The organism is Mesorhizobium australicum, assembly GCF_900177325.1.
GTDB classification, from domain to species: domain Bacteria; phylum Pseudomonadota; class Alphaproteobacteria; order Rhizobiales; family Rhizobiaceae; genus Mesorhizobium_A; species Mesorhizobium_A australicum_A.
Map to the genome: position 1 here is coordinate 4999133 of NZ_FXBL01000004.1, position 16320 is coordinate 5015452.

General features: G+C 65.9%; 17 protein-coding genes. 2 read left to right on the forward strand and 15 right to left on the reverse strand.

Features of this window, described 5'->3' with window-relative positions; translation table 11 throughout:
* Positions 1-65: 65 nt before the first annotated feature.
* The 15 genes from B9Z03_RS27045 to B9Z03_RS27115 all read right to left on the reverse strand — a co-directional run bounded on the left by B9Z03_RS27045 (position 66) and on the right by B9Z03_RS27115 (position 13988).
* The gene (locus tag B9Z03_RS27045) at positions 66-1673 is read right to left on the reverse strand and encodes an ABC transporter substrate-binding protein (protein WP_085467072.1); all 1608 of its coding nucleotides are present in this window, start codon (positions 1671-1673) and stop codon (positions 66-68) included.
* The gene (locus tag B9Z03_RS27050) at positions 1670-2362 is read right to left on the reverse strand and encodes a helix-turn-helix domain-containing protein (RefSeq protein WP_139832407.1); all 693 of its coding nucleotides are present in this window, start codon (positions 2360-2362) and stop codon (positions 1670-1672) included. The genes B9Z03_RS27045 and B9Z03_RS27050 overlap by 4 nt, the downstream gene beginning before the upstream one ends.
* Positions 2363-2538: 176 nt before the next feature.
* Complete coding sequence (locus B9Z03_RS27055; RefSeq protein WP_085467073.1) at positions 2539-3987, reverse strand: aldehyde dehydrogenase family protein; 1449 nt, start codon at positions 3985-3987, stop codon at positions 2539-2541.
* Between the two features lie 5 nt (positions 3988-3992).
* Positions 3993-4760, reverse strand: a complete 768-nt coding sequence (locus B9Z03_RS27060) for a sugar isomerase domain-containing protein (protein WP_085467074.1) — start codon at positions 4758-4760, stop codon at positions 3993-3995.
* Between the two features lie 43 nt (positions 4761-4803).
* Positions 4804-5559, reverse strand: a complete 756-nt coding sequence (locus B9Z03_RS27065; protein ID WP_085467075.1) for a nucleoside phosphorylase — start codon at positions 5557-5559, stop codon at positions 4804-4806.
* Position 5560: 1 nt separating this feature from the next.
* A complete protein-coding gene (locus tag B9Z03_RS27070; RefSeq protein ID WP_085467076.1) occupies positions 5561-6436 on the reverse strand; it encodes a carbohydrate kinase family protein in 876 nt (291 codons plus the stop codon).
* The gene (locus B9Z03_RS27075; RefSeq protein WP_085467077.1) at positions 6433-6996 is read right to left on the reverse strand and encodes a cysteine hydrolase family protein; all 564 of its coding nucleotides are present in this window, start codon (positions 6994-6996) and stop codon (positions 6433-6435) included. Before B9Z03_RS27075 ends, B9Z03_RS27070 begins: the two co-directional genes overlap by 4 nt.
* Positions 6997-6999: 3 nt before the next feature.
* A complete protein-coding gene (locus B9Z03_RS27080) occupies positions 7000-7896 on the reverse strand; it encodes an ABC transporter permease (protein ID WP_085467078.1) in 897 nt (298 codons plus the stop codon).
* Positions 7893-8945, reverse strand: a complete 1053-nt coding sequence (locus B9Z03_RS27085) for an ABC transporter permease (RefSeq protein WP_085467079.1) — start codon at positions 8943-8945, stop codon at positions 7893-7895. Before B9Z03_RS27085 ends, B9Z03_RS27080 begins: the two co-directional genes overlap by 4 nt.
* Positions 8942-10480 carry an ABC transporter ATP-binding protein gene (locus B9Z03_RS27090; RefSeq protein ID WP_085467080.1) on the reverse strand — a complete coding sequence of 513 codons (1539 nt, stop codon included), beginning with the start codon at positions 10478-10480 and terminating at the stop codon, positions 8942-8944. The genes B9Z03_RS27085 and B9Z03_RS27090 overlap by 4 nt, the downstream gene beginning before the upstream one ends.
* Before the next feature lie 16 nt (positions 10481-10496).
* The gene (locus B9Z03_RS27095; protein WP_176247654.1) at positions 10497-11531 is read right to left on the reverse strand and encodes a BMP family lipoprotein; all 1035 of its coding nucleotides are present in this window, start codon (positions 11529-11531) and stop codon (positions 10497-10499) included.
* Complete coding sequence (locus B9Z03_RS27100; RefSeq protein WP_085467081.1) at positions 11455-12291, reverse strand: GntR family transcriptional regulator; 837 nt, start codon at positions 12289-12291, stop codon at positions 11455-11457. The genes B9Z03_RS27095 and B9Z03_RS27100 overlap by 77 nt, the downstream gene beginning before the upstream one ends.
* A gap of 176 nt (positions 12292-12467) precedes the next feature.
* On the reverse strand, positions 12468-12977 hold the full coding sequence (locus tag B9Z03_RS27105; RefSeq protein WP_085467082.1) for a GNAT family N-acetyltransferase: 510 nt from the start codon (positions 12975-12977) through the stop codon (positions 12468-12470).
* A 3-nt stretch (positions 12978-12980) separates the two neighbouring features.
* Positions 12981-13283, reverse strand: a complete 303-nt coding sequence (locus B9Z03_RS27110) for a type II toxin-antitoxin system TacA family antitoxin (protein WP_085467083.1) — start codon at positions 13281-13283, stop codon at positions 12981-12983.
* A gap of 108 nt (positions 13284-13391) precedes the next feature.
* The gene (locus B9Z03_RS27115; protein WP_176247655.1) at positions 13392-13988 is read right to left on the reverse strand and encodes a TetR/AcrR family transcriptional regulator; all 597 of its coding nucleotides are present in this window, start codon (positions 13986-13988) and stop codon (positions 13392-13394) included.
* 114 nt (positions 13989-14102) lie between these two features.
* On the opposite strand from B9Z03_RS27115, the gene B9Z03_RS27120 reads away from it, so the two are divergent.
* Both B9Z03_RS27120 and B9Z03_RS27125 read left to right on the forward strand, forming a co-directional pair.
* Positions 14103-14987, forward strand: coding sequence for a metallophosphoesterase (locus B9Z03_RS27120; protein WP_085467085.1), 885 nt, complete (start codon positions 14103-14105; stop codon positions 14985-14987).
* A gap of 16 nt (positions 14988-15003) precedes the next feature.
* Positions 15004-16308 carry an ABC transporter substrate-binding protein gene (locus B9Z03_RS27125; protein WP_085467086.1) on the forward strand — a complete coding sequence of 435 codons (1305 nt, stop codon included), beginning with the start codon at positions 15004-15006 and terminating at the stop codon, positions 16306-16308.
* Positions 16309-16320 lie beyond the last annotated feature (12 nt).

The following is a 16320-nucleotide window of genomic DNA, read 5'->3' on the forward strand; positions in this document are numbered from 1 at the left end:
CGGTTGGAGTAAATCCCCAGCCGACGACGCTTGCCGCCGGCCGGATGCGAGAGCGGCTCGGGCCGCTATTCGTTCATTTCCATCAGCCGGAAGGAAAAGCCGAAGCCCGAGAGGTTGAACGCCTTGGCGGGATCGGTCAGCGCCGGCACGCTCACCCGCTTCGACGCCGCGAACACGGCCACCTGATCGTAGGCGTAGATCGACGGAGCGATCTCGACCAGCCGCTTGTTCAGTGCCGAATAGGCTGCCGCACGGCCAGCCTCGTCCGCGATCGAACGGCCTTCGTCGAGATACTTGTCGACCTCGGCGTCCTGGAGATATTCCGGCGACTGCCAGGTGCCCTTCGCGCTCGAGTGATACATGCCGTAGAGCAGCGTGTCGGGATCGCCGGTGATCGACGCCACGAAGAGCTGCGAGATGTTCGGCGTGTTCTCGGGCTTCGACACCTGTTCGGAGAACAGCGCCCAGGGCAGCTTCTTGATCTCGGACTTGATGCCGATCTCGGCGAAGTTAGCCTGCATAAGCAGCGCGAAGCGTTCTTCGAGCGGCACCTCGCCGATCCAGGACAGTTCGAGATTGATGTCTTCCGGCTTGTATTTGCACTTCGCCAGATGCGCCTTGGCGGCTTCGAGGTCGCGCTTGTTGGCCATCTCGGCTGGGTTGGCGCCGAGCATGCCGACGAGGATCGCCCCGGTGGACGGCTTGCCCTGAGAGACGGTGTCGTTGATGGCGACCATCTTGATGCCGGCTTCGTAGTCGAAGGCATTGGCCAGCGCGAGGCGGCATTCGACGTCGTCGAGCGGCGCCTTGGTCGTGTTCATCTTGATGTAGAAGCCCGACGTGCCGGACTCCGTGAGGAGCTGGGCGCCGCTGGAGGCGAGCGACTTCAGCACTTCCGGCGGCAGCCACTGCGAGGAGATGTCGTGCTCGCCCTGCGCGATCAGAGTGCGCACGGTGGCGGCTTCAAGCCCATAGCGCAGGCGCACAGTGTCCGGCGCCTTGGCAGGCACGCCGAGGAAGTAGTCGGCGTTCTTCGCCATCACCGTTTCCTGCTGCGGATTGTGCGACGTGACCTTGTAGGCGCCGGAGCCGGCGTCGTTGGACGACAGGAACGCCTGGCCCCAATCCTTCATCTCGCCGTCGCCCGCGCCGAGATTGGCCAGAACCAGCTTCTTGTCGACGATCGGCAGCTTTACCAGCGAGGCCACGAACGGCGAATAGGGCCGGCTCAGCGTGAACTTCACGGTGCTCTCATCGACCGCCTCGACCTTCTCGACCACGTCGAAGAGATAGGTGAGGCCCTGGCCGAGCGCCTTGGTGCGCTCCAGCGAGAAGACCACGTCCTCCGCCGTAAACGGATTGCCGCTGTGGAATTTCACGCCGGGACGAAGCTTGAAGGTGTAGGCGTTGCCGTCGACCGTCCAGCTCTCCGCCAGGTGACCCTGATGCCCCGGCGCGCCCTGGTTCGGGATGACGAGCGTGTCATAGACGTTGAACATGAGGATGGAGTCGGCATAGTCGGAAGCCTTGCCGGGATCGAGCTCGCCGACGGCGACCTCGTCCAGCCTCAGCACGGTTTCGGCCGATGCCATGGTGGCCGTGGCCGCGGTCACCGCCGTCAGCGCGCTGGCGGCGACAAGCGCCGCGGCGAGTGTCTTCAGTATGTTCTTCATGATGACTTCCCCTTTTTTGCTTTGCTTGTGGTCTTGGTCTTAGGCTTGGGAGGCAGTTCGGACGCGGTCACCGCGCCCGGGTTGGACGAGCTGTTCGCCTCGTTGTCACGAAAGACGTCCATCGTGCAGGTGTGCAGGATCGTCGACGGCGTACTCGTATGGTTCCAGGAGGAATGAACCCGCCTGGACGGAAAATGGATCGAATCCCCGACGCCGAGCACATGCGTCTCGCCGTCGACCTCAACCGTGATCCCTCCTTCGAGCACGTAGAAAATCTCCTCGCCCTCGTGAGCAATCGGCTCGGAGCGGTAGCCGGGGGGCTCGTGGATGATGACGCTGTTGATGACGTTGCCCGGGAACGAGGTCGACAGCCTCTCGTAGACGAGGGAGTTGGAGCCGATCGCGTAGTGTGGGCGCTGGTCGTGCCGGGTGGTGGGGGCTATTACCCGAGGCTGCGACAGGAATTCGGACACCTGGAAGCCGAGCACGCGCGAGACGCTGACGAGGGAGGACAGCGACGGCGTGGTGATGCCGCGCTCGATCTGCGAGATGAAGCCCACCGACAGGCCCGCCCCGTCGGCGACTTCCTTCAACGTCAGTCCGAGCTCGCGACGGCGCGTGCGGAGTCGTTCCCCGAACGCATCGTGGTCCAAGCCGCGGACGCCGCCTTCTGCAGACTGGCTGTCCAACGTCCAATTCCCTGGTTTTAGTATTGCTAAAAATCTAGGGTCAGGATCGGCGCAGCGTCAAGCGAAAATTTTAGTCAGGCTAAAAAAGAGCCGGCGAATTTCTTCGCCGGCCCGTGACTGTTCAGGATTCGATGCGAAGGCCGCGACTTTCGGGAAAGGCGCGGCGGTGCAACATGTCAGACACGCTGCCGGACCCGCATCTTGATGTGCTTGGATTCGCGATAGGCCTCGATGCCCTCGCGACCGAGCTCGCGGCCGATGCCGCTCATCTTCCAGCCGCCGAACGGCGCCTGCAGCTCGCTGGTGTCGTTGACGTTGACGCCGACGGCGCCCGCCTCGATCTGCTCGGCCATCGACCAGGCACGCTCCAGATCGCCGGAATAGACATAGGATGCGAGGCCATAGGGCAACGAGTTGGCGATCGCCAGCGCCTCGCGGTCGTCAGCGACCGAACGGATCGCCGCGAGCGGGCCGAAGGTCTCCTCGGTGACGGCAAGCGCGCCATCCGGCACCTCGTCCACCAGCGCCGGCTCGAAGAAGAAGCCCCTGTCGTAGAGGCCGCCCTTCGGGGCGCTGCCGCCGGTGACGAGCTTCGCCCCGCGCCGCACGGCATCGTCAAGGTGGCGAGTGGTGCGGGCGCGCACGCTTTCGTTCAGCACCGGCCCGTAGAGCACGCCGGGCTCGACGCCGTGGCCGAGCTCGATCTTGCGCGTTTCGGCGGCCAACGCCTCCACGAAGCGGGCATGGATCGGCTTCGAGACGAGGATGCGGTTCACCGCGATGCAGATCTGGCCCATGTTGGAAAAGGAGCGCCGCGCCGCGGCGGCGGCCGCCTCCTCGATATCGGCGTCGTCCAGCACGATGAACGGGCTGTGGCCGCCGAGTTCCAGCGACATGCGCTTGAGCGTCGCCGCCCCTGCCCGCATGATCGACTGGCCCGCCGGCACAGACGCGGTCGCCGAGATCATGGCGATGCCGGGATGTTCGGCGAGTGCGGCGCCGACCTCCGGGCCGTTGCCTGGGATGTCGTTGAGCACGCCGGCAGGCAGGCCCGCATCGGCGAAACACTGCACGACCTGGCCGATCGCGAGCGGCGTCTCGTGCGGCGGCTTCACCACCAGGGTGCAGCCGGCGGCGAGCGACGGCGCCACCTTCCACGCATAGAGATCAACCGGATAGTTCCACGGCACGATGCCGCCGACGACGCCGACGGGCGCGGTCGTGACAAGGCTGCGGATGTCGGACCGCGAGGCCGGACGGATCGACCCGCCGAGCCGCCTGCCCTCTTCCGCGTAATAGCGGATGACCGTGACGCCGAAGAGGATTTCCTTCTTCGCGTCCGGGATCGGCTTGCCCTGCTCGCGCGTCAGCGTGTCGGCGATCGCCTCGACGCGTTCCTCGATCAGGTCCGCGGCGCGGTGAAGGATGCGCGCGCGCTCATCCGCATGGATGCCCCCCCATGCGGAGAGCGCGCGCGTGGCGGCCAGAACGGCGCGGTCAACATCCGCCCTTGCCGCGATGGAGCTCGTGCCGACGAGATCGCCGGTGGCTGGGTCCTTGATGTCGGCGCGCGTGCCGGCGATCGCATCGACCCAGGCGCCGTCGATGAACAGCTTGCGATCCATGGCGCTCACCGTGCCTTGAGCCGGGCCCAGAGCTGCTCGTAGTTCTCGTCGTTCTGCCGGTTGGCCTTTTCCTTCTCGGTCGTGTTGGGGCTGACCATGACGTGCGGATGGACGCCCTGCTTCACGAGCTTCTCGGCGGTCGAGGACACGATGGCGTGTGCGACGGCGATCGTCACCGAGGTCGAACTGGCGCCCACCGGCGATTCCAACCCGTCGATGTAGAGATTGGCATCGGCGCGCGGGATGCCGGTGTCGATGACGACGTCGGCGACCTCGAACAGGCGCTTGCCGGACGAATGGCGCGACGGCGTCGAGGTGGAATGCGGCAGCGAAGTTACGCCGATCAGCGTGATGCCGCGCTCCTTGCACTCCATGGCAATGTCCATGATCACGGCGTTGATGCCGGAATGCGAGAACAGGATCATCGTGTCGGCGGGGTCGATCTGGTGCGAGCGCAGGATCGCCTTGCCGTAACCTTCCTGGGCGTGGATGAAGCGGTACTGTCGCGCGCCCATGTCGCCCCAGACATGGTGGAACGAGATCATCGTGCTTTCGACTATCGGCCGGAAGCCGACGATGGTTCCGGTGCGCGGGAAGCTCTCAAGTGCGGGCAGCGCGCCGTGGCCGGTGCCGAAGGTGAAGGCGAGCTTGCCGGCGGCGATGGATTTGGCGCAGGCTTCCGCCGCCTTCTCGATGGCCGGTCCCTGGGTGGAGCGCACCGTTTCCAGCCGCTCCGAAAGCGTCTGGAAATAGCGGTCGATCAGCGTGGTCATGGTCTTTCCTTTCTTATGTCCTTGGCCGGCGACGCAGCGCGCGTCAGGCCGGCAGCGATGTCATCGCGTCGAGCGCGACATCGAAGAGTTCGGCCTCGGCGACATCCATGGCGGCGTCGTCGATCTTGGCCTGGCTGTGGGCGTCCACCGTGGCAACGCACAGCGTCGAGCAGCGGGCGCCGAGAATTCGGGCGGCGGTGAGCAGCGCCGAGGTCTCCATGTCGGTGCCGATCAGGCCCATCCGCTCGATGTCCTGCTTCAGCTTGCCGATCATCTCGCGGCGCGCGCCCGACAGGCCGAACATCTCGGTGTAGAAGCCGTCATAGGTGCCGTAGATGCCGGCATGCCAGGCGCGCTTCGACGCGGCCAGCTTCGCGCGCAGCACCGTGTTCAGCGTGAAGTCAGCGATGGCCGGGAAGCCCAGAGGGGCATAGGAGTTCGACGTGCCGTCCGCGCGCAGCGCGCCGTCCGCGAGCACGAAATCGCCGATCTTCGCCGGCGGGATCGCCATCGCGGTGCCGATGCGCAGGAAGTTGCGGATGCCGAGCGCGAAAAGCTCGTGCAGCACGATGGTGGCGATCGGCGCGCCCATGCCGAAGGCGGCGACGGTGACGCGCTTGCCGGCATAGGTGCCGGTGACCGTCTTCAGGCCCCGGTTCTCCTTGACGGAGTGGACGTTCGTCATCTTCGCGGCGAGACGCGGCACGCGGGCCGGATCGCCAACGAGGATGGCCGCCTCTCCTACTTCGTCTCTGCTGGCACCGATATACCAGGCGCTCGCGGCTTGTTCTTCGCTCATGTCATGCACTTTCATTCTGGTTCGCGACGCGCCCTGACAGCAGGGCATACGCCGCCTTATGGCCGGATTTGACGACCGCGACCGGATTGGTTTCCCCGCTGGCAAGCGCCGCGAGGGCACCGCCCGCAAATGTGTCTCCGGCTCCCGTAGGATCGGTGATGACGAGCGGTTCGGAAGGGACGAAGGTCGTGACGCCCTCGAACGTCACCTGCGCGCCGGCGCCGCCGCGGGTCTCGATCAGCATCAGGCCCGGTTTCGGCTTTGCACCGGCTTCGAAGGCGCGCCTCACGAACGCAGCCTCGGCCGCGCTGCAGCAGATGAGATCGGCGCGCGCGGCAAGCTCGGCCGCGAGGTCGGGCGTGACGGCGCGCGGATCGTCCTTGACCACCCAGCAGAGTTTCGCGGCGGGCGACAGCAGGCCCACCGCCTCGCGGGTCGCCGCTTTCGGCCCGACGGTGACGCATAGCCAATCGGCACCGGCGACGACGCCTCGCTGGCTGTCCGTCAGGACGAGGTGACCGGCGGATGCAGGATGGTAGAGGCAGAGACATCCGCCTTGCGGCTCGTAGGCGAGGATCGCCATCGGCGTGCGCTCGCCCTCGATCGCCGACACGCCGTCGGTCCGGATGCCGCGTTGCTCAAGCTGTCGCAGATAGCCCTCACCGGCCGGATCGTCGCCGATCCAGGTGACGGGCGTTGCGCCATCGATTCCGCCGGAGGCAAGCGCGGCCGCGACATAGGCGGGGCTGCCGCCAAGGCGCGGCCAAGCGTCCTCGGGCCTGGTCAGGATCGTCGTGGTGCGGCCGGGCGTGGGAATCCCGTCCAGCGTCATCACATGGTCGAGGCTGGCATAGCCGGGGATCGCGATGCGGGTCACGACAGCATCCCGATCGCTTCGTCCACGGACACGACACGCCCCATGTAGCGGTCGATGTCCTCCAGCGAGGCCTCGGCCAGGTGCGGCCGGTTGGAATTCGTCGCCTCGCGCGGCACCACCGGTTCGAACCCATTGGCGAAGGCATCCTGCGCGGTGGCACGGATGCAGACATTGGTCTTCACGCCGACGATGATCACCCGCTCCACCTTCTGCTCGGTCAGGAACAGGGCAAGGTCGGTGGCGAAGAACGCGCTGAAGCGGCGCTTGAGCACGAGGGTCTCGTTGTCTCCCTGCGGCCTGAACTCGCCGAAGAACTCGGCGTCGAAGGCCTGTTCGAGATGATGCAGCGGCAGCTTGCGCCATTCGAAGTCGTCGAAACCGGGCCGATGGCGCTCGACGGCGTGCACCACCACGGCCCCCGACGCCTTCGCCGCCGCCCGCAGCCGGCGGATCGGTTCGAGAACGTCTTCGACGCCCTTGTAGTAGTTCGGCTGCGACGGATCGAAGAAGGAGTTGATCACGTCGACGAGGATGAGAGCGGTCTTTTGCGTGTCGGTCATGGGTCAGGCTTTCAGGGCGCGGGCGCGGCGCGTGGCGATCGCCATAAAGGTCAGCACCACGATCACCATTGCATAAGGTAGTGTCTGGATCAGTTCGGCCGGGATGCCGCGCCCCTGGAGGCGGATCTGCAGGGCGTCGAAGAAGCCGAACAGCAGCGCGCAGAGCGCGGTCGGCCACGGCCGGTTGCGGCCGAAATAGAAGGCGGCGAGCGCGATGAAGCCGCGGCCGGCGGTGATGCCCTCGTTGAAGATGCCGACGACGCCGATCGAGAGATAGGCGCCGGCGAGGCCTGCCAGCAGGCCGGCGAAGACGGTCGAGGCATCGCGCAGCCGCAGCGGTGAGAGCCCCAGCGCACGCGACGCCTGCGGAGCAGCGCCCGCGGCGCGCAGACGCAGACCGAGACGCGTGCGACGCAGGAACCAGACCGTCACTGGAACAAGGATCCAGGCTGCCCAGGTGAGCGGGTCGTGGCCGGACAGGATGGCGCCGAGATAGGGGATGTCGGCGATGACAGGGATCTCGATGCGGGGAAGCCGGGCGACGTCGGGCAGCCGCAGCGTGCCGGAGCTGCCATAGGCGGTCTTGAGGAAGAAGCGGACGAGACCGGCGACGAGGATGTTGAAGCCGAGCCCGACGATGATCTCGTCGGCCTTGAGCCGCGTGACGCAGAGCGACATCAGGAGGCCGAGCAGCGCGCCGACGCCGGCCGCGCCCACCAGCGCGACACCCCAGCTGCCGGTCTGCGAGGCGAGGATGATCGCGATGAGGGCGCCGCCCAGCATCATGGAATCGAGGCCGATATTGACGATGCCGCCGATGCGGTTGATCAGCCCGCCGATCGCGGCCAGCAGCACCGGCGTCGTCATGACGATGGCCGAATGGAGGACGTTCTCGATCATGCCGCGCCCCTCTTCTTCGACATGATCCAGCCGAAGCGGGCGACGGCGAAGATCATGACCATGCCCTGCAGCACGTTGACGATCTCGATCGGCACGTCGCTGAAGAGCTGGATGGTCGCGCCCGATGCTGCGAGCGCCCCGAACAGGATCGCCGCAAGGAAGATGCCGATCGCGGAGCCGCGTCCGAGCAGCGCGACGGCGATGCCGGCGAAGCCGTAGCCGGGCGAGAAGCCGGAGACGAAGCGGCCGACATTGCCGAGCGCATGCACCGCGCCGGCAAGCCCGCCGATGGCCCCTGACAGGAGCATCATCTTGATGATGAGGCCGGGAACATCGATGCCGGACGCCGTGGCGAAGCGCGGATTGAGGCCAGCCAGCCGCGTCTCGAAACCAAGTGCGGTGCGCTTGCCCCAGAGCCAGTAGAGCAAAAGCAGCGCCACCGCGATCAGGAAACCGGCATTGAGTGTCGAGGGCGGCATCAGGCGCGGCAGGCGGGCGGCGGCGTCGACCATCGGCGTCGCCGAATTGGCGGAGCCGGGTGCCAGCAGCGGGCCGTTGACCAGGTAGGCCGTGAGGCTGATGGCGATGAAGTTGAGCATCAGCGTGGTGACGACCTCGTCCACGTCGAGACGGGCCTTGAGCACGCCGGGCACCAGCATCCAGAGCGAGCCGACGACGAGGCCGGCGGCAAGCGCCAGCGGCAGGAGGATGGCGGCGGGAAGGCCGACGAAGGTGAAGCCGACATAGGCGGCCGCCAGACCGCCGACATAGACGCATCCCTCGACGCCGACATTGAAGGCCCCGGCGCGGAAGGCGATGGCCGTGGCGAGGCCGGTCAGCATCAGCGGCGTCGCAGCCGAAAGGGTGGCGGCGACGCGGCGCGTTCCGCCGAAGGATTCGACGATCAGCAGGCGATAGACCTCGACCGGGTTATGGCCGGCCAACGCAAGCAGGATCGCAGTGCCCGCAAAGGCGAGCACCAGCGCCAAGGCAATCGCCAGCGCGGCCTGCAGACGACCGGAAGGCTGTTCGGCAGCGACGGTGCTCATGCGGCAAGCCCTCCGAGCATCAGGCGGCCGATCTCGTCGATGCGCGCCGAGCCGCGCGACACTTCGCCGGTCGCCTTGCCGCCATAGAGGACGACGATGCGATCCGAGAGCGTGATGAGTTCGTCGAGCTCCTCGGAAATGAGCAGCACCGCGCCGCCCTTGTCGCGGAAGTCGAGCAGGCATTGATGGATGAAGGCGATGCCGCGGATGTCGACGCCTCGCGTCGGCTGGCAGGCGAGCAGCACCTTCGGATTTCCGTCGAGCTCACGCCCGACGGCGACGCGCTGCTGGTTGCCGCCGGACAGGCTGGAGGCGGGAAGCTGGGAGGACGAGCGCTTGACGCCGAAGCGGTCGAGCATCGTCTCGACATGGGTTGCAATCGCACGGCGCTTGAGAAAGCCGGACGACGAGAATTCCGGCCGGCGATGATGCCCGGCAATCGCGTTCTCGGCGATCGGCGCGACGAGGCACAGGCCCTCATGCGCGCGGTCGGGACTGAGATAGGCGAGGCCCGCGAGACGCCGGGCACTGAGCGGCAGCGACGAGATGTCGAGCCCGTCGATCCTGATTGCGCCAGCACTCGCCTGGCGCAGGCCGGTGACGATGCCGGAAAGCTCGTCCTGGCCGTTGCCCGCGACGCCGGCGATGCCGACGATCTCGCCGGCGCGCACGGTGAGGTCCAGTGCATCGAGGCCGGCGGTGCCGCGGCCGGGACGGGCGGAGATGCCGGAGAGTTCGAGAACCGGCTTGCCGGCGGCGCTCTCCCGCGCGGAAGGCCGCGCCAGGATCTCGCCGATCATCAGCTCGGCCAGCTTGCCCTTGTCGGCCTCCGAGGCAGGCAGGCTTGCGACGACCTTGCCGGTGCGGATCACCGTGATGTCGTTGGCGAGCGCCAGCACCTCGTCGAGCTTGTGGCTGATGAACAGGATGGTCCGCCCTTCCTCGCGCAGCTTCTTCAGCAGCGTGATGAGCTCGCGCACCTGGGCAGGAGCAAGCACGGCCGTCGGCTCGTCGAGGATCAGCACGTCGGCGCCGCGATAAAGCAGGCGCAGGATCTCGACGATCTGGCGCAGGTGAACCGGCGCCTCTTCCTCCGGCACGTCCCAGTCCACCGTGACACCAGCGAGCTTCTCCAGGCGGCGCGCCTCGGCGAGAGCGGTGTCGCGGTCGATCCTGCCGAGGCCGCCGACCGGTTCCTTGGCGAGGATCAGGTTCTCGAGCAAAGTGAGCCCCGGCACCAGCATGAATTCCTGGTGCACCATGCCGATGCCGTGCTCGAACGCATCGGCGGGACCAGCGAAGGACACCGGCTCGCTGTTGACGACGACGGTGCCTTCGCTCGGCTGGTCCATGCCCTGCAGGATGCGCATGAGCGTCGACTTGCCGGCGCCGTTGCCGCCGACGATCGCATGGATCGTGCCGCGGCGTGCCGAGAAGTCGATCGCGTCATTGGCCACAAGGCGCCCGAACCGCCTGGTCACGCCGCGCGCGCCCAGGCGGATGTCGGAGGCCGGGACTTTGTCCTGCCCGGTCATGGAGCGTCCGTCCCGCTTACTTCAGCCAGTCCGGATAGCCCTGGGTGACGACGTTCCAGACCTGCACCTTGCCGGAGAGGATGTCCTGCTTCGCCGCCTCGACCTTCTCGAGGATCGCAGCCGGGATCAGCTCCTTGGTGTGCTCCATCTCGGACAGGCCGACGCCGCCTTCCTTCAGGCCGAAGGCAGCCGTCTTGCCCGCCGGGAACGTGTCTGCGGCATAATCCTTGAGCATCGCCTCGACGGCGACGTCGGTGCGCTTGATCATGCTGGTGAGCACCGAGCCGGGAGCAAGCCCGTCCTGATCGGTGTCGACGCCGATGGCATAGTGCCCGGCTTCCTTGGCCGCCTGGATGACGCCCATGCCGGTGCCGCCGGCGATCTGGTAGACGATGTCGGCGCCCTGCTCGAACATGGCCTTGGTCATCTGCAGGCCGATCGCCGGATCGGCGAAGTTATTCGAATAGGCGACCAGCACCTTCACGTCCGGATTGGCGGCCTTGGCGCCTTCCATGTAGCCGGCGATGAACTTGTCGATGCCGGCCGACTTGGTGCCCCCGATCACGCCGATCACCGGCTCGGCATTGATGCCCTTGATCGAGGTGTCGGTCGTGACCAGCGCGGCGAGCGTGCCTGCGAGGTAGGAGCCTTCCTGCTCCTGGAACAGGACGGAAGCGACGTTGGCGCCCTCGCGCACCTGGTTCAGGATCACGTATTTGGTGTCGGGATAGTCCTTGGCGACTTCGGTCAGCGCGTCGCCATGGGCATATTCGAGGTCGACCACGAGGCCGAAATTGGCATCGGACGCGCGGCGCAGGATATCGACCGCCTGGGCGACGACCTCCTTGGATTCGATCGGACGACCTTCGAGCTTGGTGGCCTCCAGGCCGCGCTTGAAGCCTTCATAAGCGAGGTCGTTGTAGGACTGATCGCCGAGGCCGCTCTGCGAGATGATCAGAGCAGCAGGTCGATCGTCAGCTTTCGCCGCCGAGAGTCCAAGGGCCGAGACGAGGGCCAGCATGGCGGTCCCGAGCATCAGTTTGCGGTGCATTGTCGTTCTCCTGACTTGTTAGGGTGTTCCCGGGCCGATGCCGCCGCACGAGGCGAGCCTCGTAGGAATAGCGACGGGCATCGTAGATCGCGCTGACGCAGTCCAGGACGGCTCCGTCAGCAGCAAAGGAGTGGCGGTTGACCGCGACGACGACGCCGTTGCGCGGCAGTCCGAGCAGCTTGCGGTCCTCCGCTTCGGCAGGACGCGCCAAAAGGCTTTCCGTCGCCGAATGGACGGAAAGGCCGTGGTCGTCGAGATGCCGGTAGAGCGAGAATGACGGATCGGCCGCCCGGTCCTCGGTCAGGCCGATGCGGTCGACCAGCCGGCGTGACAGCACCGACCGGTGCCGCGCGATAGGCATGCCGTCGACAAGACGCAGGCGGTCCATAAGGACGAGAGCTTCGTCGCGACCATAGGGAAGGCCGCGCTCCCACACGGCAGGACCATAGGCGAGCAGCCGGTGCGCGGCCGAATGTCCGGTGGCTTCGACGGCTTCGGTGAAGGAGAGGAGATAGCCGGGCGAGCGCCGCAGCGGCGCTTCCGCCACAAATGTCCCACTGCCCTGACGGCGCGTGATCAACCCTTCTTCGAGAAGCTGCTCGACGGCACGCGTGACGGTAAAGCGGCTGACGCCGAACTCCTTCGCCAATTGCGGTTCGCTGGAGAGACGGGCGCCCGGATCGAGCGACGCGATGCGGACCTTCAGCTCGTCGGCGATCTGAAGGTAGCGCGGCGCATGAAGGAGGCGGTCTGCGGACATCTCTTCCTCAACTTGTCCAGTCAACTGATCAGATTTTGAAAGCCGGCGCAAGAGGCACGCCGCGGTTTGCCGACAGAAGATGGAGCACGCCGCGATGGGACGGCCGCAACAAATGCCCTCCCGCTGTCAGCGAGGCGAAGCCGGCGAAAATAGGAGAAGCTCACACGCGGCGAACGTTAGGATCGCGCGGACGAGACCGAGGCGGCGATATCAGAAATCGAGCGGAAGAGGACCAGCGGATCGTCCTTCGAGGCCATGAAGCCACGCCGGAGCCAGAAGGCGGCCGCCTCGTCATCTACCGCATTCACGACGAGCGCACGCCCGCCGACAAGCGAAGCAGCCGCCACGCAACGTTGGAGCGCGTGCTTGACCAACCCCGTCCCGATACCTTTGCCCTTCCACCGTTCATCCGTCGCAAGCTGGCCGAGCAGCAGACAAGGAACAGGATCGGGCGGCTGTCCGGTTCGGATCGATCGCGGCAGCCGGCCTGGCACGATGGCGGTTGGGGCAAGGCCGTAGTAGCCCACCACGCGGTTCTGCTCGTGGACGACGATAACCGCCGTAAAGCTTTTCTTCTGGTTCGACAGCGCCCGCGTCTTCAACCAACGGTCCAGCACCGGCTTGCCGCAGGAGAACTCCGATACGTCATGCAACGCGGAGATCGGCTCGGGAGCGGAGAGGGCCAAGCCTCATTCCCCGGCTTTCGACACGTCCTGCTCCCAAGGGGCGGGGCGGCGCAGCAATTCGACCATTTCCGGAACAGCGCTGGCCGGAGTTGAAAGGGTCTTGAGGAACGCGTCGAAACCATCCGCGCTCATTCTGATCGGCACCGTTTCCATGAGCACGTCCTCGGCGGCACGCACGGCAGCCTCGCGCACGAAATCGGTCCGCGAACGCCCACGCAGCGACGCGGCACGGTCTATGACGGCAATGTCGGCATCGGGCAGCCGCATGGAAAGCGGATGGTCTTTCCGTTCAGCGATACGAGACATGGCATTTCTCCAGATCGCCGGAGTGTATCAACGTGTAGCGCATTTTGCAATACATCCTCGTCAACCGGTGGATTGCCGCCGTCCAGATCGAAGTTCTCGGCCGGCGCTCTATCCGCCCGTCGCCGTCGGCTCCTCGCGCGCGATGGCCGACCAGCACATCTCGGCGATCTGCCGCCGTTCCAGCTCGGTCAACGGAGAACCGTCGGCGCGACGCCATTTCAGCGTGTTGCGGATGCCACCGCCGATATATGCGCCCATGACGTCGGGGTCGAAGTCGCGCAGCACACCCGCGGCATGCGCCTCGGTGAAGATCTTGGTGGTGAAATCCGTCACGGGCGCAAACAGCGACCGCAGTTCGCCGGGCTGCAGCAGCGGGATGTTGGACAGGTATTCGAACAGGATCGCCTGCTCGGGATCGGCCCATATCAGGCGGATGTAGTCGTCGATGTAGCGCCGGACCCGGGTTTCATGCGGAACCTCGGGCCCATGCTCGATGATGAGGGAGGAGCCCACCTTGGCGGTCAGCCTTTGGTACACTCCGCGAACCATCTCCTCTTTCGAGGCGAAATAGATATAGAGCGTGCCGGTGGCGACCCCGGCCACCTGAGCGATCTCCGCCATCGAGCATTGAAGGCCGTTTTTCACGATCAGGTCAGAGGCGGCAGACAGTATGCGCTCGCGCTTGTCGATGACGGGTGCGTCCAACTGATTCCTCCCAACCTGTGAATGAATGTTCATTCACCTGTCACATAGCATGGCTACTCCTGCCCGCGTCAAGCATGAGCGCCGGGTTGTCGCCTGGCCGCACAGGAGTATTCAATGGCCGACGCCCTCACCTTCGTTCACCTGACGGACCTTCATATCGGCAATCCGGCCGTCCAGGACGATCACCTCTATTCCGACACGGCTGCCACGCTCCGCGCTATCCTCGCGGATGTGAAGCGCCTGGTGCCGCAGCCCCGCTTCATCGTCGCCAGCGGCGACCTGACCAATACCGGCGACCAGGAAAGCTACGAGCAGCTGAAGGCGATCATCGCCGAGGCCGAGCTCGACATGCCGATCCTCTATACGCTCGGCAATCACGACAAGCGTTCCGGCTTCTATCCCGCCATGCTCGGCCAGGCCGAGAACATCGACAAGCCCTACGATCATTCGGCGGTCGTCGACGGCATCCACATCATCCTCGTCGACACCAGCGTGCCCTTCAAGATCGGCGGCCATTTCGAGCCCGGCCAGGTCGAATGGCTGGAGAGCGAGCTGGACCGTCATCCCGAGTTGCCGAAGCTGATTGTCATGCATCATGCGCCCGCGCTCGATTTCCATGCCGCCGAACTCGAATGGGAGTCGCTCTCCTTCGAGGGAACCGAGGCCCTGCGCCGCACGCTCGAAGGCCGCAGCGGCATTCTCGGCATCCTCTCCGGCCACATCCACTACGACCGAGTCAGCCACTGGCACGGGATTCCGGTCGTGGTCGGCATCGGCCAGCACGCGGCGACCGACGTGCTCTACCTGCATGAGGGCCTGCGCATGGTCGCCGGCGCCTCCTTCGCGCTCGGCACGGTCCGCGACTCGGGCCTCAGCATCTCCTTCGTGCCGCAGCCGGCCGACCGCCGCGAGCTCAAGGTCCACACCTTCGCGGGCATGTCCGAGCTGATCAAGCACTACGAAACCGACGCGGCCGCCGCCGCGGTGGCAGCACAGTAAACCCAGGAGTCCTCCCATGAACCGCAAGACATTCCTGGCCGGCGCGACAGCGCTGGTCATGACGGGCCTTTGCGCGCCCGCCTTCGCCCAGGCGATCCCCGCGACCGTCGATCAGCCAGTGACGATCAGCTATTACAACTACAACCTCGCCTCGGCCGGCAACGGCGCAGAAGCGACCAAGAAGATGATCGCCGACTTCGAGAAGGCGAATCCGAACATCAAGGTCGAGGGCGTCGGCGCCAGCTCGGCGGACATCACCAGCCGCATCCAGGCCGACGTGGCCGCCGGACGCATCCCCGACGTCGTTCAGATGGTCTTCTCCGACCTGAACTTCACCGTCGACAATCTCGGCGCCGTAGCACTCGAGGACATCGTCCCGGCCGACGAGCTGAAGAAGCACTTCGAGGGCATCACGCCCAACGGACTGCAGCTCGGCGTGGTCAACGGCAAGACCTACGGGCTCGCCTACACCTTCTCGACGCCCGTCCTGTTCTACAATGCGGATCTTTTCCGCCAGGCCGGGCTCGATCCGGAGAACCCGCCCAAGACCTGGGCCGAGGTGAAGGCAGCCGCACTCGCGATCGTCGACAAGACGGATGCCGAGGGCATTGCCACCGGCATCTTCGGGCCGAGCGCCGGCGACTGGTTGTTCCAGGGCGTGCTGCGCTCCAACAATGGCGGCATCATCTCGGCCGACCGCAAGCAGCTCGCCTTCGCGGATCCGGCCTCGGTCGAGGCGGTGGCGATGCTGCGCGACCTCTATGACAGCGGCGCCTACACCAATGTCGAAGTCCAGGCCGCCATGGAAGGCATGGCCTCGGGCAAAATCGGCATGTATCTGCAGACTTCGGCGATCCAGGGCTTCCTGGTGAAGGGCGCGGAAGGCAAGTTCGAGCTGCGCGCGAGCACCATGCCGCGCTTCGGCGACAAGCCGCAGCGCCCGAACAATTCCGGCAGCGCGCTGGTGATCCTGAGCAAGGACCCGGTCAAGCAGCGGGCCGCGTGGGAGCTGATGAAGGCGATGACCTCGAAGGAGGCCTATACCGTCATCACCTCGCAGATCGGCTACCTGCCGCTGCGCACCGACATCGTCGACGATCCGAACTATCTCGGCGAATGGGTCAAGAAGCATCCGCTGATCAAGCCGAACCTCGAACAGCTCGCCATCCTGGAGCGCTGGGAATCCTTCCCCGGCCCGAACTATCGCCAGATCCAGAAGACCATGATGGAAGGCGCCGAGCTCGCCGTATTCGGTGGTGTCGAGCCGGCCGAGGCGATGAAGGCCGCGCAGGACAACGCCCAGACCCTGATGCCGAAGTGACGAAAAGCGGCG